The sequence below is a fragment of the Micromonospora sp. C31 genome (assembly GCF_018070575.1).
In the GTDB taxonomy this organism is placed as follows: domain Bacteria; phylum Actinomycetota; class Actinomycetes; order Mycobacteriales; family Micromonosporaceae; genus Micromonospora.
The window spans coordinates 212,233-227,543 of record NZ_JAGPXN010000007.1 but is presented as its reverse complement, the minus strand read 5'-3'; the positions used below and the strand labels follow the sequence as shown (position 1 = coordinate 227,543).

The window sequence follows — 15,311 nt, the reverse complement described above, 5'->3', positions numbered from 1 at the left end:
CAGCCCGATGATTCGCTCGCTTCGCTCACTCATGCCACGGCCTCCGAGTAGGTCGACGGGATCGGGGCGGGCACCGGGCGGGCGACCCGCGAGGTGCGCCACCAGGCGAACAGGCCCCAGGCGCAGAGGGCGCCGTAGACGAGGTACATGGCGGCCGAGGGGTAGAAACCGCCGCGCAGCAGCAGCGGCACGCCGACCGCGTCGACGGCGATCCAGATGAGCCAGAAGTCCACCCAGCCGCGCGCCATGCCGTAGGTGGCGAGCAGGCTGCCGGTGAGGATCCAGGCGTCCGGCAGCGGCCCCCAGGAGCCGAGTGCGGCGAGCACCGGGTACGCCGCGGCGGTGCCGACCACGGCCGCGACCAGCAGGCCCAGCCGTTCCCGGCCGGTTGCCCAGCGGGGCGCCACCGCGACCCCGTCGCCGTCGCCGCCCCGGCGGCGGTGGCGCGACCAGCGCCACCAGCCGTAGACGCTGACCGAGAAGAAGAAGACCTGCCGGCCGGCCTGCCCGTAGAGGTCGTGCGCCTGCGGCGTGGCGAAGACGCCGCCCAGGAAGACGGTGAGCAGCAACGCGTTGCCGACCATGCCGACGGGCCAGGCCCAGACCAGCCGGCGTAGACCGAACACCGCCGACGCCAGCCCGAAGCCGTTGCCGACGATCTCGCGGACCAGCACCGGCGAGCCGGCGATGCTCACCTGCGCGTCGAGCAGCCATCCCAGCGGGCCCATCAGGCCACCCCGCCCGTCGCGGCGGTGCCCGGCAGCCCGGCGACCGGTGGGCCGGCGTCGGGGCGGGCGGGATCGGCCAGCCGGGCGCCGAGCAGCCGCTCGACGTACTTGGCGAGCACGTCCACCTCGAGGTTGACCGGGTCGCCGACGCGGCGGGTGCCGAGGGTGGTCAGCTTCAGCGTGGTGGGGATCAGACCGACCGCGAACCAGTCCGGGCCGACCGCGGCGACGGTCAGCGAGACGCCGTCGACCGTGATCGAGCCCTTCTCCACCACGTACCGGGACATCGCGGCGGGCAGCCGGAACCGGAAGGTCTCCCACTGCGCGGCCGGCTCCCGGGCGACGACCTCGCCGACGCCGTCGACGTGCCCCTGCACGAGGTGCCCGCCGAGGCGGCTGCCCAGCGCGGCGGCCCGCTCCAGGTTGACCGGGTCGCCGGCGCCCAGCACGCCCAGCGCGGAGCGGCGCAGGGTCTCGCCCATCACGTCGGCGGTGAAGGTCCCGTCGGAGACGTCGACCACGGTCAGGCAGACGCCGTTGACCGCGATCGAGTCGCCGTGCCGGGCGTCCGAGGTGACCAGCGGGCCGCGGATCGCGACCAGCGCCGAGTCACCCGCCGTCGGCGTGATCCGGACGACCTCGCCCAACTCCTCGACGATGCCGGTGAACATGTCAGCCCTCCCTCTTCCGGGGCAGCGCGGTGATCCGCAGGTCGGGTCCGACCTGCGTGACGTCGACGTACTCCAGGTCGATGGCCTCGGCGATGGTGGTCACACCGGCGTCGACCAGGGCGGTCGGGCCGGCGCCGAGCAGCCGGGGCGCGACGTAGCCGACGATCTTGTCGACCAGGCCGGCGGCCAGGAAGGCGCCGGCCAGCTTCGGGCCGCCCTCCAGCAGCACGGCCCGGACCCCGCGCCCGTGCAGCGCGGCAAGCAGCGCCGGCAGGTCGACGCGGCCGTCGGGCCCGGCGCCGACCTCCGCGGCGGTCGCGATCCAGGTGCGGGCCGCGCCGTCGCGGACCCGGGCGTCGGCCGGCGTACGCCCCTCGGTGTCCACCACCACCCGCAGCGGCTGCCGGATGGCGAGCGTGCCGTCGCGCAGGTTGCGGGCGGTGAGCCGGGGGTCGTCGGCGAGGACCGTGCCCACCCCGGCGAGGACCGCGTCGACGGTGCCGCGCAGCGCGTGCACGTCCATCCGGGCGGCCTCGGAGGTGATCCACATGCTGGTGCCGTCGGCCGCCGCGGACCTGCCGTCCAGCGTCGCGGCGAACTTCCAGATGACGTACGGCCAGCCGCGGCGCATGGAGGTGAGCCAGGCGATGTTGCCGGCCTCGGCCTCAGCCTCGCGTACGCCCGTGTCGACCTGGACCCCGGCGGCGCGCAGCGTGGCGGCGCCCCCGGTGGCGAGCGGGTTGGGGTCGGGCACGGCGATGACGACCCGGGCGACGCCGGCCCGCACCAGCGCGGTGCTGCAGGGGCCGGTGCGGCCGGTGTGGTCGCAGGGCTCCAGGGTGACCACGGCGGTGCCGCCGCGGGCCCGCTCCCCGGCCTGGGCGAGCGCGACGATCTCGGCGTGCGGCCCGCCGGCGTAGGCGTGGAACCCCTCACCGACGACCTGCCCGTCGGCGTCGAGCAGCACGCAGCCGACCACCGGGTTGGGGCTGGTCGTGCCGAGACCGCGCGCGGCGAGTTCCACCGCGCGACGCATCGCCTCGTCGACGGAGACGCCGGCCATGCCCTGCCCTCTCACTCGCCGGTCGACGCGCGGGCGGTCACGGGAGACAACGGCATGGGGCCGCGGGCGTGCGGCGGCGGAGATCCGGGTACGGCGGGGCCGCCCCGGGAGGCGCGCACGGCACGCTGAACTCAGCGGCCGGGCAGGCCCGTCCGTCCCGCGCGCTGTCTCCCATCCGGACTGTCTGGGGGCGGGGGTTGCCCGCTCCCAACCGTCGGCCCCGGATTCTCACCAGGTCCACCGGGCGGCACGAGGCCGACCGGGTCGCGGGCTTACCACGGTCACGCCGTGGATCACCGCCGGTTCGGAATTACACCGAGTCCCGCCAGCGCGTGGTGGGTACACGGGAAGTGTTACACGCCGCACGGGGGTTCGTGCCACCCGGGCGGGCTAGTTCACAGCAGGAGCGCACGAATCAGGTAACGCCGCGCCGCCGGTCCACCGCCACGTACGAGCCGGGCTGGCTCTTGGCCACCGTCTTCATCTCGGAGGCGACGGCGATCGCCTCCAGCGGGTCGGTGAAGCGCTTGCCGGAGTCGGAGAGGCTCACGCCGATCGAGAGGGTGACCAGGGCGGCTCGCCGGATGTTGCCCCGCCGGTCCTTCAGCTCCACGTAGCCGCGGGCGGCGTCGACGGGGTCGTAGAGCGAGTCGGCGGCCTTCTCGAAGTCGGCAGAGACCCGGGAGGTGAGTGGCCGGACCTGCTCCGGGGCGCAGACGATGACGAAGTCGTCCCCGCCGACGTGCCCCAGGAAGGCCGGTGGCAGCCCCACCGAGACCACCGCCCGGTGCAGGCTGCGGGCCAGGGCCGAGATGAAGTCGTCGCCGCGGACGAAGCCGTAGCGGTCGTTGACGCTCTTGAACCGGTCGATGTCGATGTAGCCGACGGCGTAGTCGACCCCGCTGCGGACCCGGTCGGAGATCTCCCGGCGGATCCGGCTGTTGCCGGGCAGCCCGGTCAGCGGTGAGACCTCGCGGAACTCCTTGTTGCGGCGCAGCGTGGAGCTGACCCGGGCGACCAGCTCGGCGGTGTCGAAGGGCTTGACCAGGTAGTCGTCGGCGCCGGCGCTGAGCCCGTGCACCTTGTCCACCGTCATGCCCTTGGCGGTCAGCATGATCACCGGCAGGGCCGAGGTCATCGGGTCGGCCCGCAGCCGCCGGGTCAGTTCCAACCCGTCGATGCGGGGCATCATCAGGTCCACCACCGCCAGATCGGGGCGCTGGCGCTCGATGACCTCGAGCGCCTCCTGCCCGTCACTGGCGTGGATCACCTCGAAGCCGTGCAGGCGGAGGTTGAACTCGACGAAACGCGCGATGTCCTCGTCGTCGTCGACGACGAGGATCACGTCCTGGCGGTCGCCGGCAGGTTCCACCTCAGGCCCCGGGGGCGGCGCGTTCCGCGAGTGCCCGCAGCTTCCGTACGGCCTCGGCGGGGTCGTCGGCGCCGTAGACGGCGGTGCCGGCGACGAACGCGTCGGCCCCCGCCTCGGACGCCTGTGCGATGGTGTCGGCGGCGATGCCCCCGTCGACCTCGATGCGCAGTTCGAGGTGGCCGGCGTCGACGTGCCGGCGGGCCGTACGCACCTTGTCGAGCAGTTGCGGGACGAACCGCTGCCCGCCGAAGCCGGCCTTGATCGTCATGATCAGCAGCGTGTCGAAGCTCGGCAGCAGTTCCAGGTAGGGCTCGATCGGGGTGTCCCGGTCGATCGCCAGCCCGGCCTTGGCGCCGGCCGAGCGCAGGTCCTTGGCCAGGGCCACCGGGTCGTCGCACGCCTCGGCGTGGAACGTCACGTTGTACGCCCCGGCGTCGGCGTAACCGGGGGCCCAGCGGCGCGGGTCCTCGATCATCAGGTGCACGTCGAAGGGCAGCTCGGTGGCGGCCCGCAGGCTCTGCACCACGGGCAGCCCGATGGTCAGGTTGGGCACGAAGTGGTTGTCCATGACATCCACGTGCAGCCAGTCCGCGGCGTTCTCGACGGCGCGGACCTCCTCGGCGAGGCGGGCGAAATCGGCGGCGAGGATGCTGGGCGCGACGATCGGCGGCGGTACGGTCACCGGGCCAGTGTACGAACGCGCCCGACGGCCACCCACAGCGCGCCACCAACCGGGACACCCGGTGACCCGAAGGTGACCAGTGGTGCAGAATTGGCCCTCCCGGCGTGGCGGAACCGGACGAAGGGCCATCCGTGACTGGCCGAACGACCGAAATGCGGCAAGACACCAGTTCGCCCGTGAGGTGCTCGGCGGCGACTGGCACGCCGCCCGCATCACCCTCACCGTCGCGCTGCCCGCCACCTCCGCGTGGCATGCGGGCGCCCGCTGGTTCCGCTGCGACCTGAGCGAGACCGGCAGCATCGACAACACCCGGCCGGTGAACCGCACGGGCAGCCTGCGGAGCGCGATGATCGGCGATTCCCCGCTGCTGCCCAACAACAGCGACCTGCCGTACCGGGCCGGCTCGATCTTCTATCCCGTCGCAGCGGGAGTGGCAGGAGGGTGACCGGGGGGTGCGGTGTTTCCTGTGGAGCGACGACCGGAGGTTGACCCGCTCCATGCGGGGCGCCGGCCCGCAAGGGTTGCCCGCTAGCTGAGCGAGGGTGCCGTATGCTGCCGCACCGTGGCGTGTCCGGCCGCCTCCGCGCCGGTGTGACCGCCGCGCCGGCCGCCGTCGGGTGCGGCCCACGAACGGCGGGAGGTCGGGATGCGACGGTGGTGGACGGCGGCCACGGTGGGCGCGGTGGCGGCCCTGGCGCTCACCGGTTGCGCCACCCCGGCCGGCACCGACCGCGACCTGACCGACGACTGGCCGGCACCCGCCGCGCCGCAGGCGTTCGTCCCCGCCGCCGGGGTCTGCCACGCCGGCGTGCAGGACGTCGGCTACCTCACCGCCTACCGCCCCGTCGACTGCGCGCTGACGCACCGCACGGAGACCGTGCACGTCGGCACGCTGACCGGCGCGGGAGCCGACCGGGCCACGCCCCCGCCGGCCGGCTCGGCCGGCATGCGCGCCGCCCGCGCCGAGTGCGACACGAAGGTCAACGCGGTGCTCGGCGGCGACTGGCGCTCCGGCCGGCTCGGGCTGAACGTGGTGCTGCCGTCGCCGCAGGCGTGGGGCGGCGGGGCCCGCTGGTTCCGCTGCGACCTGAGCGAACAGACCAGCCTCGACGAGGCCGGCGCGAAGGACCGGACGGGCAGCCTGAAGGGCGCGCTGACCGGTGCCGCCCCGCTCGCCCACCGCTGCTTCAACCCCAGGACGCGGGCCGACGAGGTGCGCCAGATGGCGCCGGTGGCCTGCACCAGCAAGCACCGCGCCGAGTTCGTCGGCGTGTGGCAGGCCCCCGACACCGACTACGACGCCTTCGGCCGCGACACCCGCAAGGTGCACCGGGCGTGCCGCACGCTGATCGCGAGGTACGCCAGGGTGCCGGACAACGGCGAGCTGCAGTACCGGGCCGGCTCGATCTACTACCACCCCTTCGAGCGGGAGTGGCGCAACGGCAACCGGGGCGTGCAGTGCTTCCTGTGGGTCAGCGACCGCAACCTCACCAGGTCGGTGAAGGGCGCCGGCCCGAAGGGCCTGCCGGTCACCTGAGCCGGGGCGGCCACCACTGGGGGCCGCCCCGACCCGCCGCCCCTGGCCGGACCACCGGACGAGGTGGGTCGGGGCGACCAGGCGCCGCCCGCTCAGGTGCGGCGGAGCATCGCCAGGAACATCGCGTCGGTGCCGTGCCGGTGCGGCCACAGCTGCACCGTCGGCCCGTCGCCGAGACCGGGCATCCCCGCCGGCAGCAGCGGCCGGGCGTCGACGAAGTCGACCGGCACCCCGGAGCGGCGGGCCGCCTCGGTCACCGTCACGTGCGTCTCCACGGTGTGCGGGGAGCACGTCACGTAGGCGACCAGCCCGCCCGGGCGGGTCGCGCGCAGCGCCGCGGCCAGCAGCTCGCGCTGCAACCGGGTCAGCGGCGGCAGGTCCGAAGGCTGGCGTCGCCAGCGGGACTCCGGCCGGCGGCGCAGCGACCCCAGCCCCGTGCAGGGCGCGTCGACGAGCACCCGGTCGAAGTGCGCCTCCGGCAGCTTCGGGTCCGCGCCGACGGTCCGGCCGTCGGTGTGCAGCACGGTCACCGGCAGACCGCGGGTGGCCTGTTCGACCAGCCGGGCCCGGTGCTCGGAGACCTCGACCGCGGTCAGCCGCGCGTCCCGCTGGGCGGCGAGGGCGCCGAGCAGGCCGGACTTGCCGCCCGGGCCGGCGCAGAGATCCAGCCAGCGCCCGTCCGGGCCGTCGAGCGGAGCCTCCGCCAGGGCGTTGGCCACCAGTTGGGAGCCCTCGTCCTGCACGTGGGCCCGCCCCTGCGCGAGCGCCGGCAGGTCGCCGGGCGCCCCACCGGAGAGATAGACCGCGTACGGGGAGAAGGCCCCCGGTGCGCCGCCGGCCTCGTCGGCCAGCTCCGCCGGGTCGGCCAGTCCCGGCCGGGCGCACAGGTGCACCGGCGGGCGCTCGTTGTCCTCGATGAGCAGCCGGGTCGTCTCGCCGAGGTCGCCGCCGAGTGCCTCGGCGAAGGCCCGCACGATCCACTGCGGATGGCTGTACGCCAGGGCGAGGTGCCCGATCGGGTCGCTCTCGGCCGACGGGGCCAGCCTGGTCACCCAGGCGTCGGCGTCCCGGCCGGCGACCTCGCGCAGCACCGCGTTGGCGAAGCCCGTCGCGCCGACCCCCACCGACTTGACCAGGTCGACGGTCGACGAGACCGCGGCGTGCGCCGGCACCCGTGTGTGCAGCAGCTGGTAGGCCCCGAGCCGCAGCGCGTCGCGCACCGGCGGATCGATGCGCTGCACGTCGCGCCCGGCGGCGTCGCCGAGGATCGCGTCGAGGGTGCCGAGGTGGCGCAGCGTGCCGTAGGTCAGCTCGGTGGCGAAGGCGGCGTCCCGGCCGACCAGCCCCGCGTCGCGCAGGAGTGACGGGAGCACCAGGTTGGCGTACGCGTCGTCGCGGTGCACCGCCGCGACCGCCTCGTAGGCCACCTGGCGGGGCAGGTCCACAGTCGGGCGGGGCGGGGGGCGCCGGCCGCCGTCGCGGCGCTCGCCGCCGGCCCGGTCACCCCACTGGCCGCCCCGCGCCGGCCGTTCGCCGCGCTGGCCGCCCGAGGGACGCTGGTCGCGCCCGCCGAACCGGTCGCCGCCGGAGCGCTCGGCACCGAACCGGTCGCCGCCGGAGCGTTCGCCACGTCGTTCGCCGGCGAAGCGGTCGGTCGAGGGTCGTTCCGTTGGCCCGGTCACGCGAGTTCCTCCCCCGCGGCGACCCGGACGCCGCGCGCCCAGTCGGTCGCCGGCATCGCCCGCTTGCCCGCCGCCCGGACCTCGCCGAGCCGCACCGGGGTCGTGGCCGTGCCGGCCAGCACCCGGGACTTCTCCACCAGCAGCTCGCCCGGCTTCAGCTCCGGGCCGTCGGGCGCCGGGGTGACCGGGCCCAGCTTCACGCGCTCGCTGCGGAACGTCGTCCACGCCCCGGGTGCCGGGGTGCAGGCCCGCACCCGCCGGTCTACCGCGAAGGCGGGGTCGGACCAGCGCACCCTCGCGTCCTCCACGGTCAGCTTCGGCGCCAGCGACACCCCGTCGGCGGGCTGCGGCTCGGCCCGGGCGGTGCCGTCGTCGATGGCGTCGAGAACGGCCACCAGCAGGCCGGTGCCGGAGTGGGCCAGCCGCTCCAGCAGGTCGCCGGACGTGTCGGCGGGCCGGATCTCGTCGGTGAGGGTGCCGTAGACCGGGCCGGTGTCCAGCCCTTCCTCCAGTTGGAACACGCTCGCCCCGGTCAGCTCGTCGCCGTGCAGCACGGCGTGCTGCACGGGTGCGGCCCCGCGCCAGGCGGGCAGCAGCGAGAAGTGCAGGTTGATCCACCCGTGGCGGGGGATCTCCAGGGCGGCCGGCGGCACCAGCGCGCCGTAGGCGACCACGGGCACGCAGTCGGGGGCCAGCTCGCGCAGCCGGTCCTGGAACTCCGGCTCGCGTGGCCGGGCGGGGGTGAGCACCTCGATCCCGTGCTCGTCGGCCCACGCCCCCACCGGGGAACGGGCCAGCCCGCGACCGCGCCCCGCGGGCGCGTCCGGCCGGGTGACCACGGCGAGGAGTTCGTGCCGGGAGGCCGCCACGGCGGCCAGGGCGGGAACGGCGACGGCCGGCGTGCCGGCGAAGATCACACGCACGGGCTCACCTACCCAGACCGAAAGGGCTGCCGACGGCGTGCGGGCTGAGCTTGACCGTCGGCGGGGCCGCCGCGTCGTACCACTCCGCCTGGCGGATCGCCTTCATCGCCTCCTTGCGCCCGGCCGGGTCCAGCCGGTCCACGAAGAGCACCCCGTCGAGGTGGTCGGTCTCGTGCTGCACGCAGCGCGCCATGAGCCCCGTGCCGACGATCTGCATCGGGTCGCCGTAGCCGTTGAAGCCCTTGGCGACCACGTTCTGCCGGCGCCTGGTGTCGAAGTAGAGGCCGGGGATGGACAGGCAGCCCTCGGGGCCGTCCTGCTCCTCGGCGTCGGGAAACTCCAGCACCGGGTTGACCAGGTGGCCGACCACGTCGTCGACGTCGAAGGTGAACACCCGAAGACCCACACCGAGCTGCGGCGCGGCCAGGCCGGCGCCGCTCCGCTCACGCATCGTGTCGGTCAGGTCGGCGATGAGCTTGCGCAGCTCGACGTCGAAGTCGACCACCGGATCGGCCGGCGTGCGCAGCACCGGATCCCCGAACAGACGGATGGGCTGGACGGTCACTCGGCATGGCTCCTTCGGCGGGCGGGCTGGTGCCGTACCAGTCTACGGAGTGCCGCCGGCCGCCCCGGCCGGCGTACCGCGACGCGGCGCGGACGGTGGGGTGTCGATGGTCACCCGCAGCCCCGGGTAGCCGCGCCGGGCCAGCCGGACCCGGCGCCGCGGCGGACGGCCGGGGCCAGCCCGGGCAGCGCCGGCCGACCGCGTCGCTGTCCGGGGCGGCGCGGTACGGGCGGGCTCAGACGCCGGTGCCCGGCTCCCCGGCCAGGACCGCGTCGCCGCCGAGCAGGGCGTGCTCGGGCAGCGGCAGCTCGATGGAGTGGGCGGCCTCCCAGTCGTGGATCAGGCCGGGTCGCGCCTGGGCGGCGAAGTAGTCCACGGCGCTCATCCCGCCGACCACCGGCTCGTTCACCTCGGCGACGAGCTGCGCCGGCACCAGGTGGAAGCCGCTCTGCAGGGCGGCGCTGAGACGGCGGTGCCCGTCGACGACGAAGAAGTACTCCCCGGTGTAGCCGATCCGCAGCGGCTCCAGTGCCTCGTCGCCACCGGCGGCCACCTCGCCGACGAACTCCGAGCCCCACAGGTCGCGCAGGCCGGTGACGTCCTCGGTCGGATAGACGCGGGCCGGGTCGAGCAGCAGCAGCGGCGGCGCGTCGCGCAGCACGTCCGCGCACAGCCGGCCCTCGTACGCGTCGACGATGCGCTCGATGACCTCGGCGGCCGAGGCACGGGTGGTGTCGCAGACCAGGTCGTAGTTGCGCAGTCGGGCCTTGTCCACGCCGTAGCGGACGATGAACCGGCCCCGCTCGCTCTCGCTGCGCTCCCGCAGCTTGGCCTTGGCCTCCTCCATGGAGGCGTAGCTCTCGGCCGGGCCGGAGGGGCGGGCCAGCACCCGCCGGGCCGCCTCGCCCGGCTCGGTGATCATGTGCACCTTGAGCGCGTCGGTGAAGAAGTGCCAGGCCAGCCGGGAGTCCATGACGAGCCGCTCGCCCGAGGCCGCGATGTCGCGCTGGAGCTGGTCGACGTAGCCGTCGACGGCCTGGTCCAGCTCGGCGTGCAGGTTGAGCTGGAGCGCGGTCATCTGCCGCTCCTGCGCCATCTGGCGGTAGAGGTCGCCGACACTGACCCGGCGCAGGCCGAGGCGCTCGGCGATCTCCACGGAGACGGTGCTCTTGCCGCTGCCGAGGTCACCATTGAAGACGATCGACTGACGAACGGTCACGACTGGTCCACCTCTGATCACCGGCTGTTATGACATCATCGACATCGCGCCGAGTCGACGCGCTCCCGCCACCGTCGCGCGATCCGGCCACGACCCCAGCTCGGCGCGGCTGGTGCCGCGCCGCGACCTGGAGCCGTCGTACGCCCGGGCATGACGGGCGATGCTATCACCCGCGCCCCGTCGCACCGCCGGACACGGCGTGCGACGACGGGCCAGGTCGGGCGGTGCGAGCGGCACCGTGGCGACCGGGTCGTCGGTCAGAAGAGAGCCAGCGGGTCGACCTGGAGACGGACCGGGTCGGCGGCCTTACGGGCGGCGCGCACCCCGGCCGCCGAGTGCAGCGCGCCGGCCAGCGCGGCGGCCCGGGCCCGGGGCACCCGGACCAGCATCCGCTCCCGGTCCCCGTCGGCCGGCACCGGCCCGAGCAGCTCGGCCTCCGCCGGTAGCCGGGCCTCGGCCAGCAGGTCGGCCACCGCGGCGGGCAGGCCGGTCACGCTGGCCATCCGCACCGCCGGCGGGAAGCCCAGCTCCCGCCGCTCGGCCAGCTCCCGGGCGGCGAACCAGCCGGCGTCCCAGCGCAGCAGCGCCTGCACGGGGGCGAGCGCCCCGTCGGCGACCACCACGACCCGACCGCCGGCGGCGGCGGGGCGGGCCAGCGCGGCGGCCGTCAGCCAGCGGCGCAGCGCCTCCTCCCCCGCCCGCAGGTCGGCCCGGGTGAGCAGGGCCCACGAGTCGAGCAGCAGCACCGCCCCGAAGCCGCCCTCGGCGACCGGCTCGGCACCGGGGGTGGCGATGACGAGGCCCGCGCCGCCCGGGACCACGGCCAGCACCTCCTCCCGCCCGGAGGTGCGCACCGGCACGCCCGGGAAGGCCCGGCCCAGTTCCTCGGCGGTGCGCCGGGCGCCGGTGACGGAGGCGCGCAGCCGCCGCCCACCGCACTCCGGGCAGGCGTACGCGGCGGTGACCCGCCCGCACCAGCGGCACGCGGGAGTGCCCTCGGCCGACGGCAGCGCGAGCGGCCCGGCGCAGTGCGGGCACCGCGCCGGGGTGCGGCACTCGGCGCAGGCCACCGAGGGCAGGTAGCCGCGGCGGGGCACCTGGACCAGCACCGGCAGGTCCGCGCGCAGCGCCTCCCGGGCGGTGGTCCAGGCCAGGCTGGGCAGCCGGGCGGTGGCCGCACCGGGGTCCCGGGCCAGCTGTGGGTCGTCGCCGGTGGGCGCGATCGCGGGCATCCGGGCACGCAGGGTCGCCCGGTCGGCCACCACCTCGCGGGCCCAGCCGGTCTCCACCAGCAGCTGCGCCTCGGCGGTACGGGTGTACCCGCCCACGATCGCGGCGGCGTCGCCGAGCTGGGCGCGGGTGAGCAGCACCTCCCGGGCGTGCGGATAGGGCGCCCGGAGCTCGGCGTGCAGGTCGTCGCCGTCGTCCCAGATCGCCACCAGCCCGAGGCGGGCGACCGGGGCGAACATCGCGGCCCGGGTGCCCACGACCACCGCCACGTCACCGCGCCGGGCGGCGAGGAAGGCCCGGTAGCGCCGGGCGGGACCGAGCGCGGCGGAGAGGCAGACGTGCCGTCCCGGGCCCAGGGCGTCGTGCAGGGCGGCGTCGAGGCGGTCCAGGTCGCGGTTGTCGGCGACGACCACCACCGCGCCCCGGCCGCCGGCCACGGTGGCGGCGACGGCCTCGGCGTACCGCGCGGGCCAGTCCTCCCCGGGCAGCGCCGACCAGACCGCCCGGGGGGCCCGCCCGTCGGCGAGCGCCCGGAGCAGCGCCGGCCCGGCCGGGTAGTCCCGCCAGGCATCGGGACCGGGCCCGGCCGACGGGGCGGCACCGGCCGGGGCGGGCCGCGGTGGGTCCTGGTCCGGGGTCTCCCCCGCGGGTGCGGCGACGCCCGACCCGCCGGGATCACCCTCCGGCACGGCGGGGCCCAGGTCCGGCACGCGTTCGTCCGGCACGGCGGGGCGTTCGTCTCCGGCGGCGGCGCGGGCGCGGACGTCCTTCTCCACCCGGGCGTGCCGGGGCGGGACGGCGAGGCGGAGCACGTCGGCGAGGCTGCCGGCGTAGCGGTCCGCGACCGTCCGGGCCAGCCGGGCGACCTCCGGCGCGAGCACCGGCTCGGGCGAGACGACCTTCTCCAGGTACGCCAGCCGACCGGTGTGCCCCGAGTCGTCGGCCCGCTCCAGCAACCAGCCGTCGACGAGCTGCCCCGCGAAGCGGACCTTCACGCGCACGCCCGGGACGGCGTCGGCGTCCAGCCCGGCCGGGACGAGGTAGTCGAAGGGGCGGTCCAGGTGGGCCAGGGGAACGTCGACGCAGACACGAGCGACCGGCGACCCGTCCGCGGGTCGCCGGTCGCTGCGCCTGGTGCCGGTCAGGCTCCCGCGGCCGACTTGAGGTCGGCGGCCCGGTCGGTGCTCTCCCAGGTCAGGTCCGGCAGCTCCCGGCCGAAGTGGCCGTAGGCGGCGGTCTGCTGGTAGATCGGGCGGAGCAGGTTGAGGTCGCGGATGATGGCAGCCGGACGCAGGTCGAAGACCTCGGAGACGGCCTTCTCGATCGAGGCGACCGGCACGGTCTCGGTGCCGAACGTCTCGACGAAGAGGCTGACCGGGTGGGCCTTGCCGATCGCGTACGCGACCTGGACCTCGCACCGCTCGGCCAGGCCGGCGGCGACGACGTTCTTGGCCACCCAACGCGTCGCGTACGCCGCCGAGCGGTCCACCTTCGACGGGTCCTTGCCGGAGAACGCGCCGCCACCGTGGCGGGCGTAGCCGCCGTAGGTGTCGACGATGATCTTGCGGCCGGTCAGGCCGGCGTCGCCCATCGGCCCGCCGATCTCGAACCGGCCGGTCGGGTTGACCAGCAGCCGGTAGCCCTCGGTGTCGAGACCGAGGCTCTCCAGCTCCGGGCCGATGACGTGCTCGCGCACGTCGGGGGTGAGCAGCGACTCCAGCGAGATGTCGGCGGCGTGCTGGCTGGAGACCACCACCGTGTTGAGCCGGACGGGGCGCAGCCCCTCGTACTCGATGGTGACCTGGGTCTTGCCGTCGGGACGCAGGTACGGGATCGTGCCGTCCTTGCGCACCTGGGAGAGCCGCCGGGCCAGCCGGTGCGCCAGGGCGATCGGCAGCGGCATCAGCTCCGGCGTCTCCGAGCAGGCGAAGCCGAACATCATGCCCTGGTCGCCGGCGCCCTGTGCGTCCAGCGCGCTCTCCGACGCCCCGGTACGCAACTCGAAGGCGTTGTCGACGCCCTGCGCGATGTCCTCGGACTGGGCGCCGATGGAGACGCTGACGCCGCACGAGGCGCCGTCGAAGCCCTTCTTCGACGAGTCGTAGCCGATGTCGAGGATGGTCCGGCGGACGATGGTCGGGATGTCGGCGTACGCCTTGGTGGTCACCTCGCCCGCGATGTGCACCTGGCCGGTGGTGATCAGGGTCTCCACGGCCACGCGGCTGCGCGGGTCCTCGGCGAGCAGGGCATCGAGGATACCGTCGCTGATCTGGTCAGCGATCTTGTCCGGGTGGCCTTCCGTGACCGATTCGGAAGTGAAGAGGCGGCGTGTCACGGCACTCCTAAATTGTGGAAGTCGTTCCGCGGCAGTGTAGTCATCCGCGGCAGAGCCTGGCCCCTTCGGTCGTGCCCGGTTCCAGCCGTCAGGAACGGCCGGGCAACCGGGCCACCACGAGGTCCCAGACGCCGTCGGCGAGGTCCTCCTTGGACCGCTCGGGCATCCGGCTGACCGAACCGTCCGCGCCGATGACCGTCGCCGCGTTGGTCTCGGCGCCGAAGACCTTGTCGGGCCCGACCTCGTTGATCACGACGAGGTCCGCCCGCTTGCGGGCGAGCTTGGCCCGGCCGTTGGCCTCGGCGTCGCCCGTCTCCGCGGCGAACACCACCAGCACCTGCTCCGGGCGACGGCGCCGGCCCAGCTCGGCCGCGATGTCCGGGTTGGTGACGAGCTCGATGGTGGGTGCGCTGCCGTCGTCCGACTTCTTGATTTTGCCAGGCGCGTAGGTCGCGGGGCGGAAATCGGCCGGAGCCGCCGCCATCACCACCGCGTCGGCCTCGGCGGCCGCCGCCAGCGTGGCGTCGCGCAGCTCGCCGGTGGTGCCGACCCGGACCAGGTCGACGCCGGCGGGATCGGGCAGCGAGACGTTGGCCGAGATCAGGGTGACCCGGGCGCCCCGGGCCACCGCGCAGCGGGCGAAGGCGTAGCCCTGCTTGCCCGAGGAGCGGTTGCCCAGGAAGCGGACGGGGTCGAGCGGCTCGCGGGTGCCGCCGGCGGTCACCACCACGTGTCGCCCGGCCAGGTCGGCGGGGGCCGCGACGCCCCGCGCGAGGGCCCGGCGGGCGACCGCGAAGATCTCCGCCGGGTCGGGCAGCCGGCCCTTGCCGGTGTCGGCGCCGGTGAGCCGCCCGACGGCGGGCTCGACGACGCGTACGCCCCGGGAGCGCAGGGTCGCGACGTTGGCGACGGTGGCCGGGTGCTCCCACATCTCGGTGTGCATGGCCGGGGCCAGCACGACGGGGCAGCGGGCGGTCAGCAGCGTGTTGGTGAGCAGGTCGTCGGCGAGGCCGTGGGCGGCCTTGGCCAGCAGGTCGGCGGTGGCCGGCGCGACCAACACCAGGTCGGCCTGCTGACCGAGCCGGACGTGCGGCACCTCGTGCACGTCCGACCAGACGTCGTCGGCGACGGGCTGGCCGGAGAGCGCCGCCCAGGTCGGGGCCCCGACGAAGCGCAACGCCGACGCGGTCGGCACGACCCGGACCTGGTGGCCCGACTCGGTGAGGAGCCGCAGCAGCTCGCACGCCTTGTAGGCGGCGATGCCGCCGCCGACCCCGAGGACGATCCGGGGGGACATCGACGCG

At 75.3% G+C, this 15,311-nt stretch carries 14 protein-coding genes; 2 read left to right on the top strand and 12 right to left on the bottom strand.

Annotation, left to right across the window (positions count from 1 at the left end):
• Positions 1-29 precede the first annotated feature (29 nt).
• The 5 genes from pnuC to rpe form a co-directional block, all read right to left on the bottom strand.
• Positions 30-728, bottom strand: coding sequence for a nicotinamide riboside transporter PnuC (pnuC, locus tag KBX06_RS12395; RefSeq protein WP_210834623.1), 699 nt, complete (start codon positions 726-728; stop codon positions 30-32).
• Entirely contained in the window at positions 728-1,399 is a 672-nt protein-coding gene (locus KBX06_RS12390) for a riboflavin synthase (RefSeq protein ID WP_210834622.1), read from the bottom strand. The genes pnuC and KBX06_RS12390 overlap by 1 nt, the downstream gene beginning before the upstream one ends.
• 1 nt (position 1,400) lies before the next feature.
• Entirely contained in the window at positions 1,401-2,462 is a 1,062-nt protein-coding gene (gene ribD / locus KBX06_RS12385) for a bifunctional diaminohydroxyphosphoribosylaminopyrimidine deaminase/5-amino-6-(5-phosphoribosylamino)uracil reductase RibD (RefSeq protein ID WP_210834621.1), read from the bottom strand.
• A gap of 415 nt (positions 2,463-2,877) precedes the next feature.
• The gene (locus KBX06_RS12380) at positions 2,878-3,834 is read right to left on the bottom strand and encodes a response regulator (RefSeq protein WP_210834620.1); all 957 of its coding nucleotides are present in this window, start codon (positions 3,832-3,834) and stop codon (positions 2,878-2,880) included.
• Between the two features lies 1 nt (position 3,835).
• Positions 3,836-4,516 (bottom strand): ribulose-phosphate 3-epimerase, encoded by a 681-nt coding sequence (gene rpe / locus KBX06_RS12375; RefSeq protein ID WP_210834619.1) that lies wholly within the window; start codon positions 4,514-4,516, stop codon positions 3,836-3,838.
• Positions 4,517-4,697: 181 nt separating this feature from the next.
• On the opposite strand from rpe, the gene KBX06_RS27765 reads away from it, so the two are divergent.
• Both KBX06_RS27765 and KBX06_RS12365 read left to right on the top strand, forming a co-directional pair.
• On the top strand, positions 4,698-4,961 hold the full coding sequence (locus tag KBX06_RS27765; RefSeq protein ID WP_307854605.1) for a septum formation family protein: 264 nt from the start codon (positions 4,698-4,700) through the stop codon (positions 4,959-4,961).
• A gap of 201 nt (positions 4,962-5,162) precedes the next feature.
• Positions 5,163-6,053, top strand: a complete 891-nt coding sequence (locus KBX06_RS12365; RefSeq protein ID WP_210834618.1) for a septum formation family protein — start codon at positions 5,163-5,165, stop codon at positions 6,051-6,053.
• Positions 6,054-6,145: 92 nt separating this feature from the next.
• Here KBX06_RS12365 and KBX06_RS12360 read toward each other — a convergent pair whose 3' ends face one another.
• The 7 genes from KBX06_RS12360 to coaBC all read right to left on the bottom strand — a co-directional run bounded on the left by KBX06_RS12360 (position 6,146) and on the right by coaBC (position 15,304).
• Positions 6,146-7,735 (bottom strand): RsmB/NOP family class I SAM-dependent RNA methyltransferase, encoded by a 1,590-nt coding sequence (locus KBX06_RS12360; RefSeq protein WP_210834617.1) that lies wholly within the window; start codon positions 7,733-7,735, stop codon positions 6,146-6,148.
• Complete coding sequence (gene fmt / locus KBX06_RS12355; RefSeq protein ID WP_210834616.1) at positions 7,732-8,658, bottom strand: methionyl-tRNA formyltransferase; 927 nt, start codon at positions 8,656-8,658, stop codon at positions 7,732-7,734. Before fmt ends, KBX06_RS12360 begins: the two co-directional genes overlap by 4 nt.
• Positions 8,659-8,662: 4 nt before the next feature.
• Entirely contained in the window at positions 8,663-9,223 is a 561-nt protein-coding gene (gene def / locus KBX06_RS12350) for a peptide deformylase (protein WP_210834615.1), read from the bottom strand.
• Positions 9,224-9,458: 235 nt separating this feature from the next.
• A complete protein-coding gene (locus tag KBX06_RS12345) occupies positions 9,459-10,442 on the bottom strand; it encodes an AAA family ATPase (RefSeq protein ID WP_210834614.1) in 984 nt (327 codons plus the stop codon).
• 257 nt (positions 10,443-10,699) lie between these two features.
• A complete protein-coding gene (locus tag KBX06_RS12340) occupies positions 10,700-12,742 on the bottom strand; it encodes a primosomal protein N' (RefSeq protein ID WP_247685783.1) in 2,043 nt (680 codons plus the stop codon).
• A 71-nt stretch (positions 12,743-12,813) separates the two neighbouring features.
• The gene (gene metK / locus KBX06_RS12335; RefSeq protein ID WP_210834613.1) at positions 12,814-14,007 is read right to left on the bottom strand and encodes a methionine adenosyltransferase; all 1,194 of its coding nucleotides are present in this window, start codon (positions 14,005-14,007) and stop codon (positions 12,814-12,816) included.
• A gap of 88 nt (positions 14,008-14,095) precedes the next feature.
• The gene (coaBC, locus tag KBX06_RS12330) at positions 14,096-15,304 is read right to left on the bottom strand and encodes a bifunctional phosphopantothenoylcysteine decarboxylase/phosphopantothenate--cysteine ligase CoaBC (RefSeq protein WP_210834612.1); all 1,209 of its coding nucleotides are present in this window, start codon (positions 15,302-15,304) and stop codon (positions 14,096-14,098) included.
• Positions 15,305-15,311: the final 7 nt, after the last annotated feature.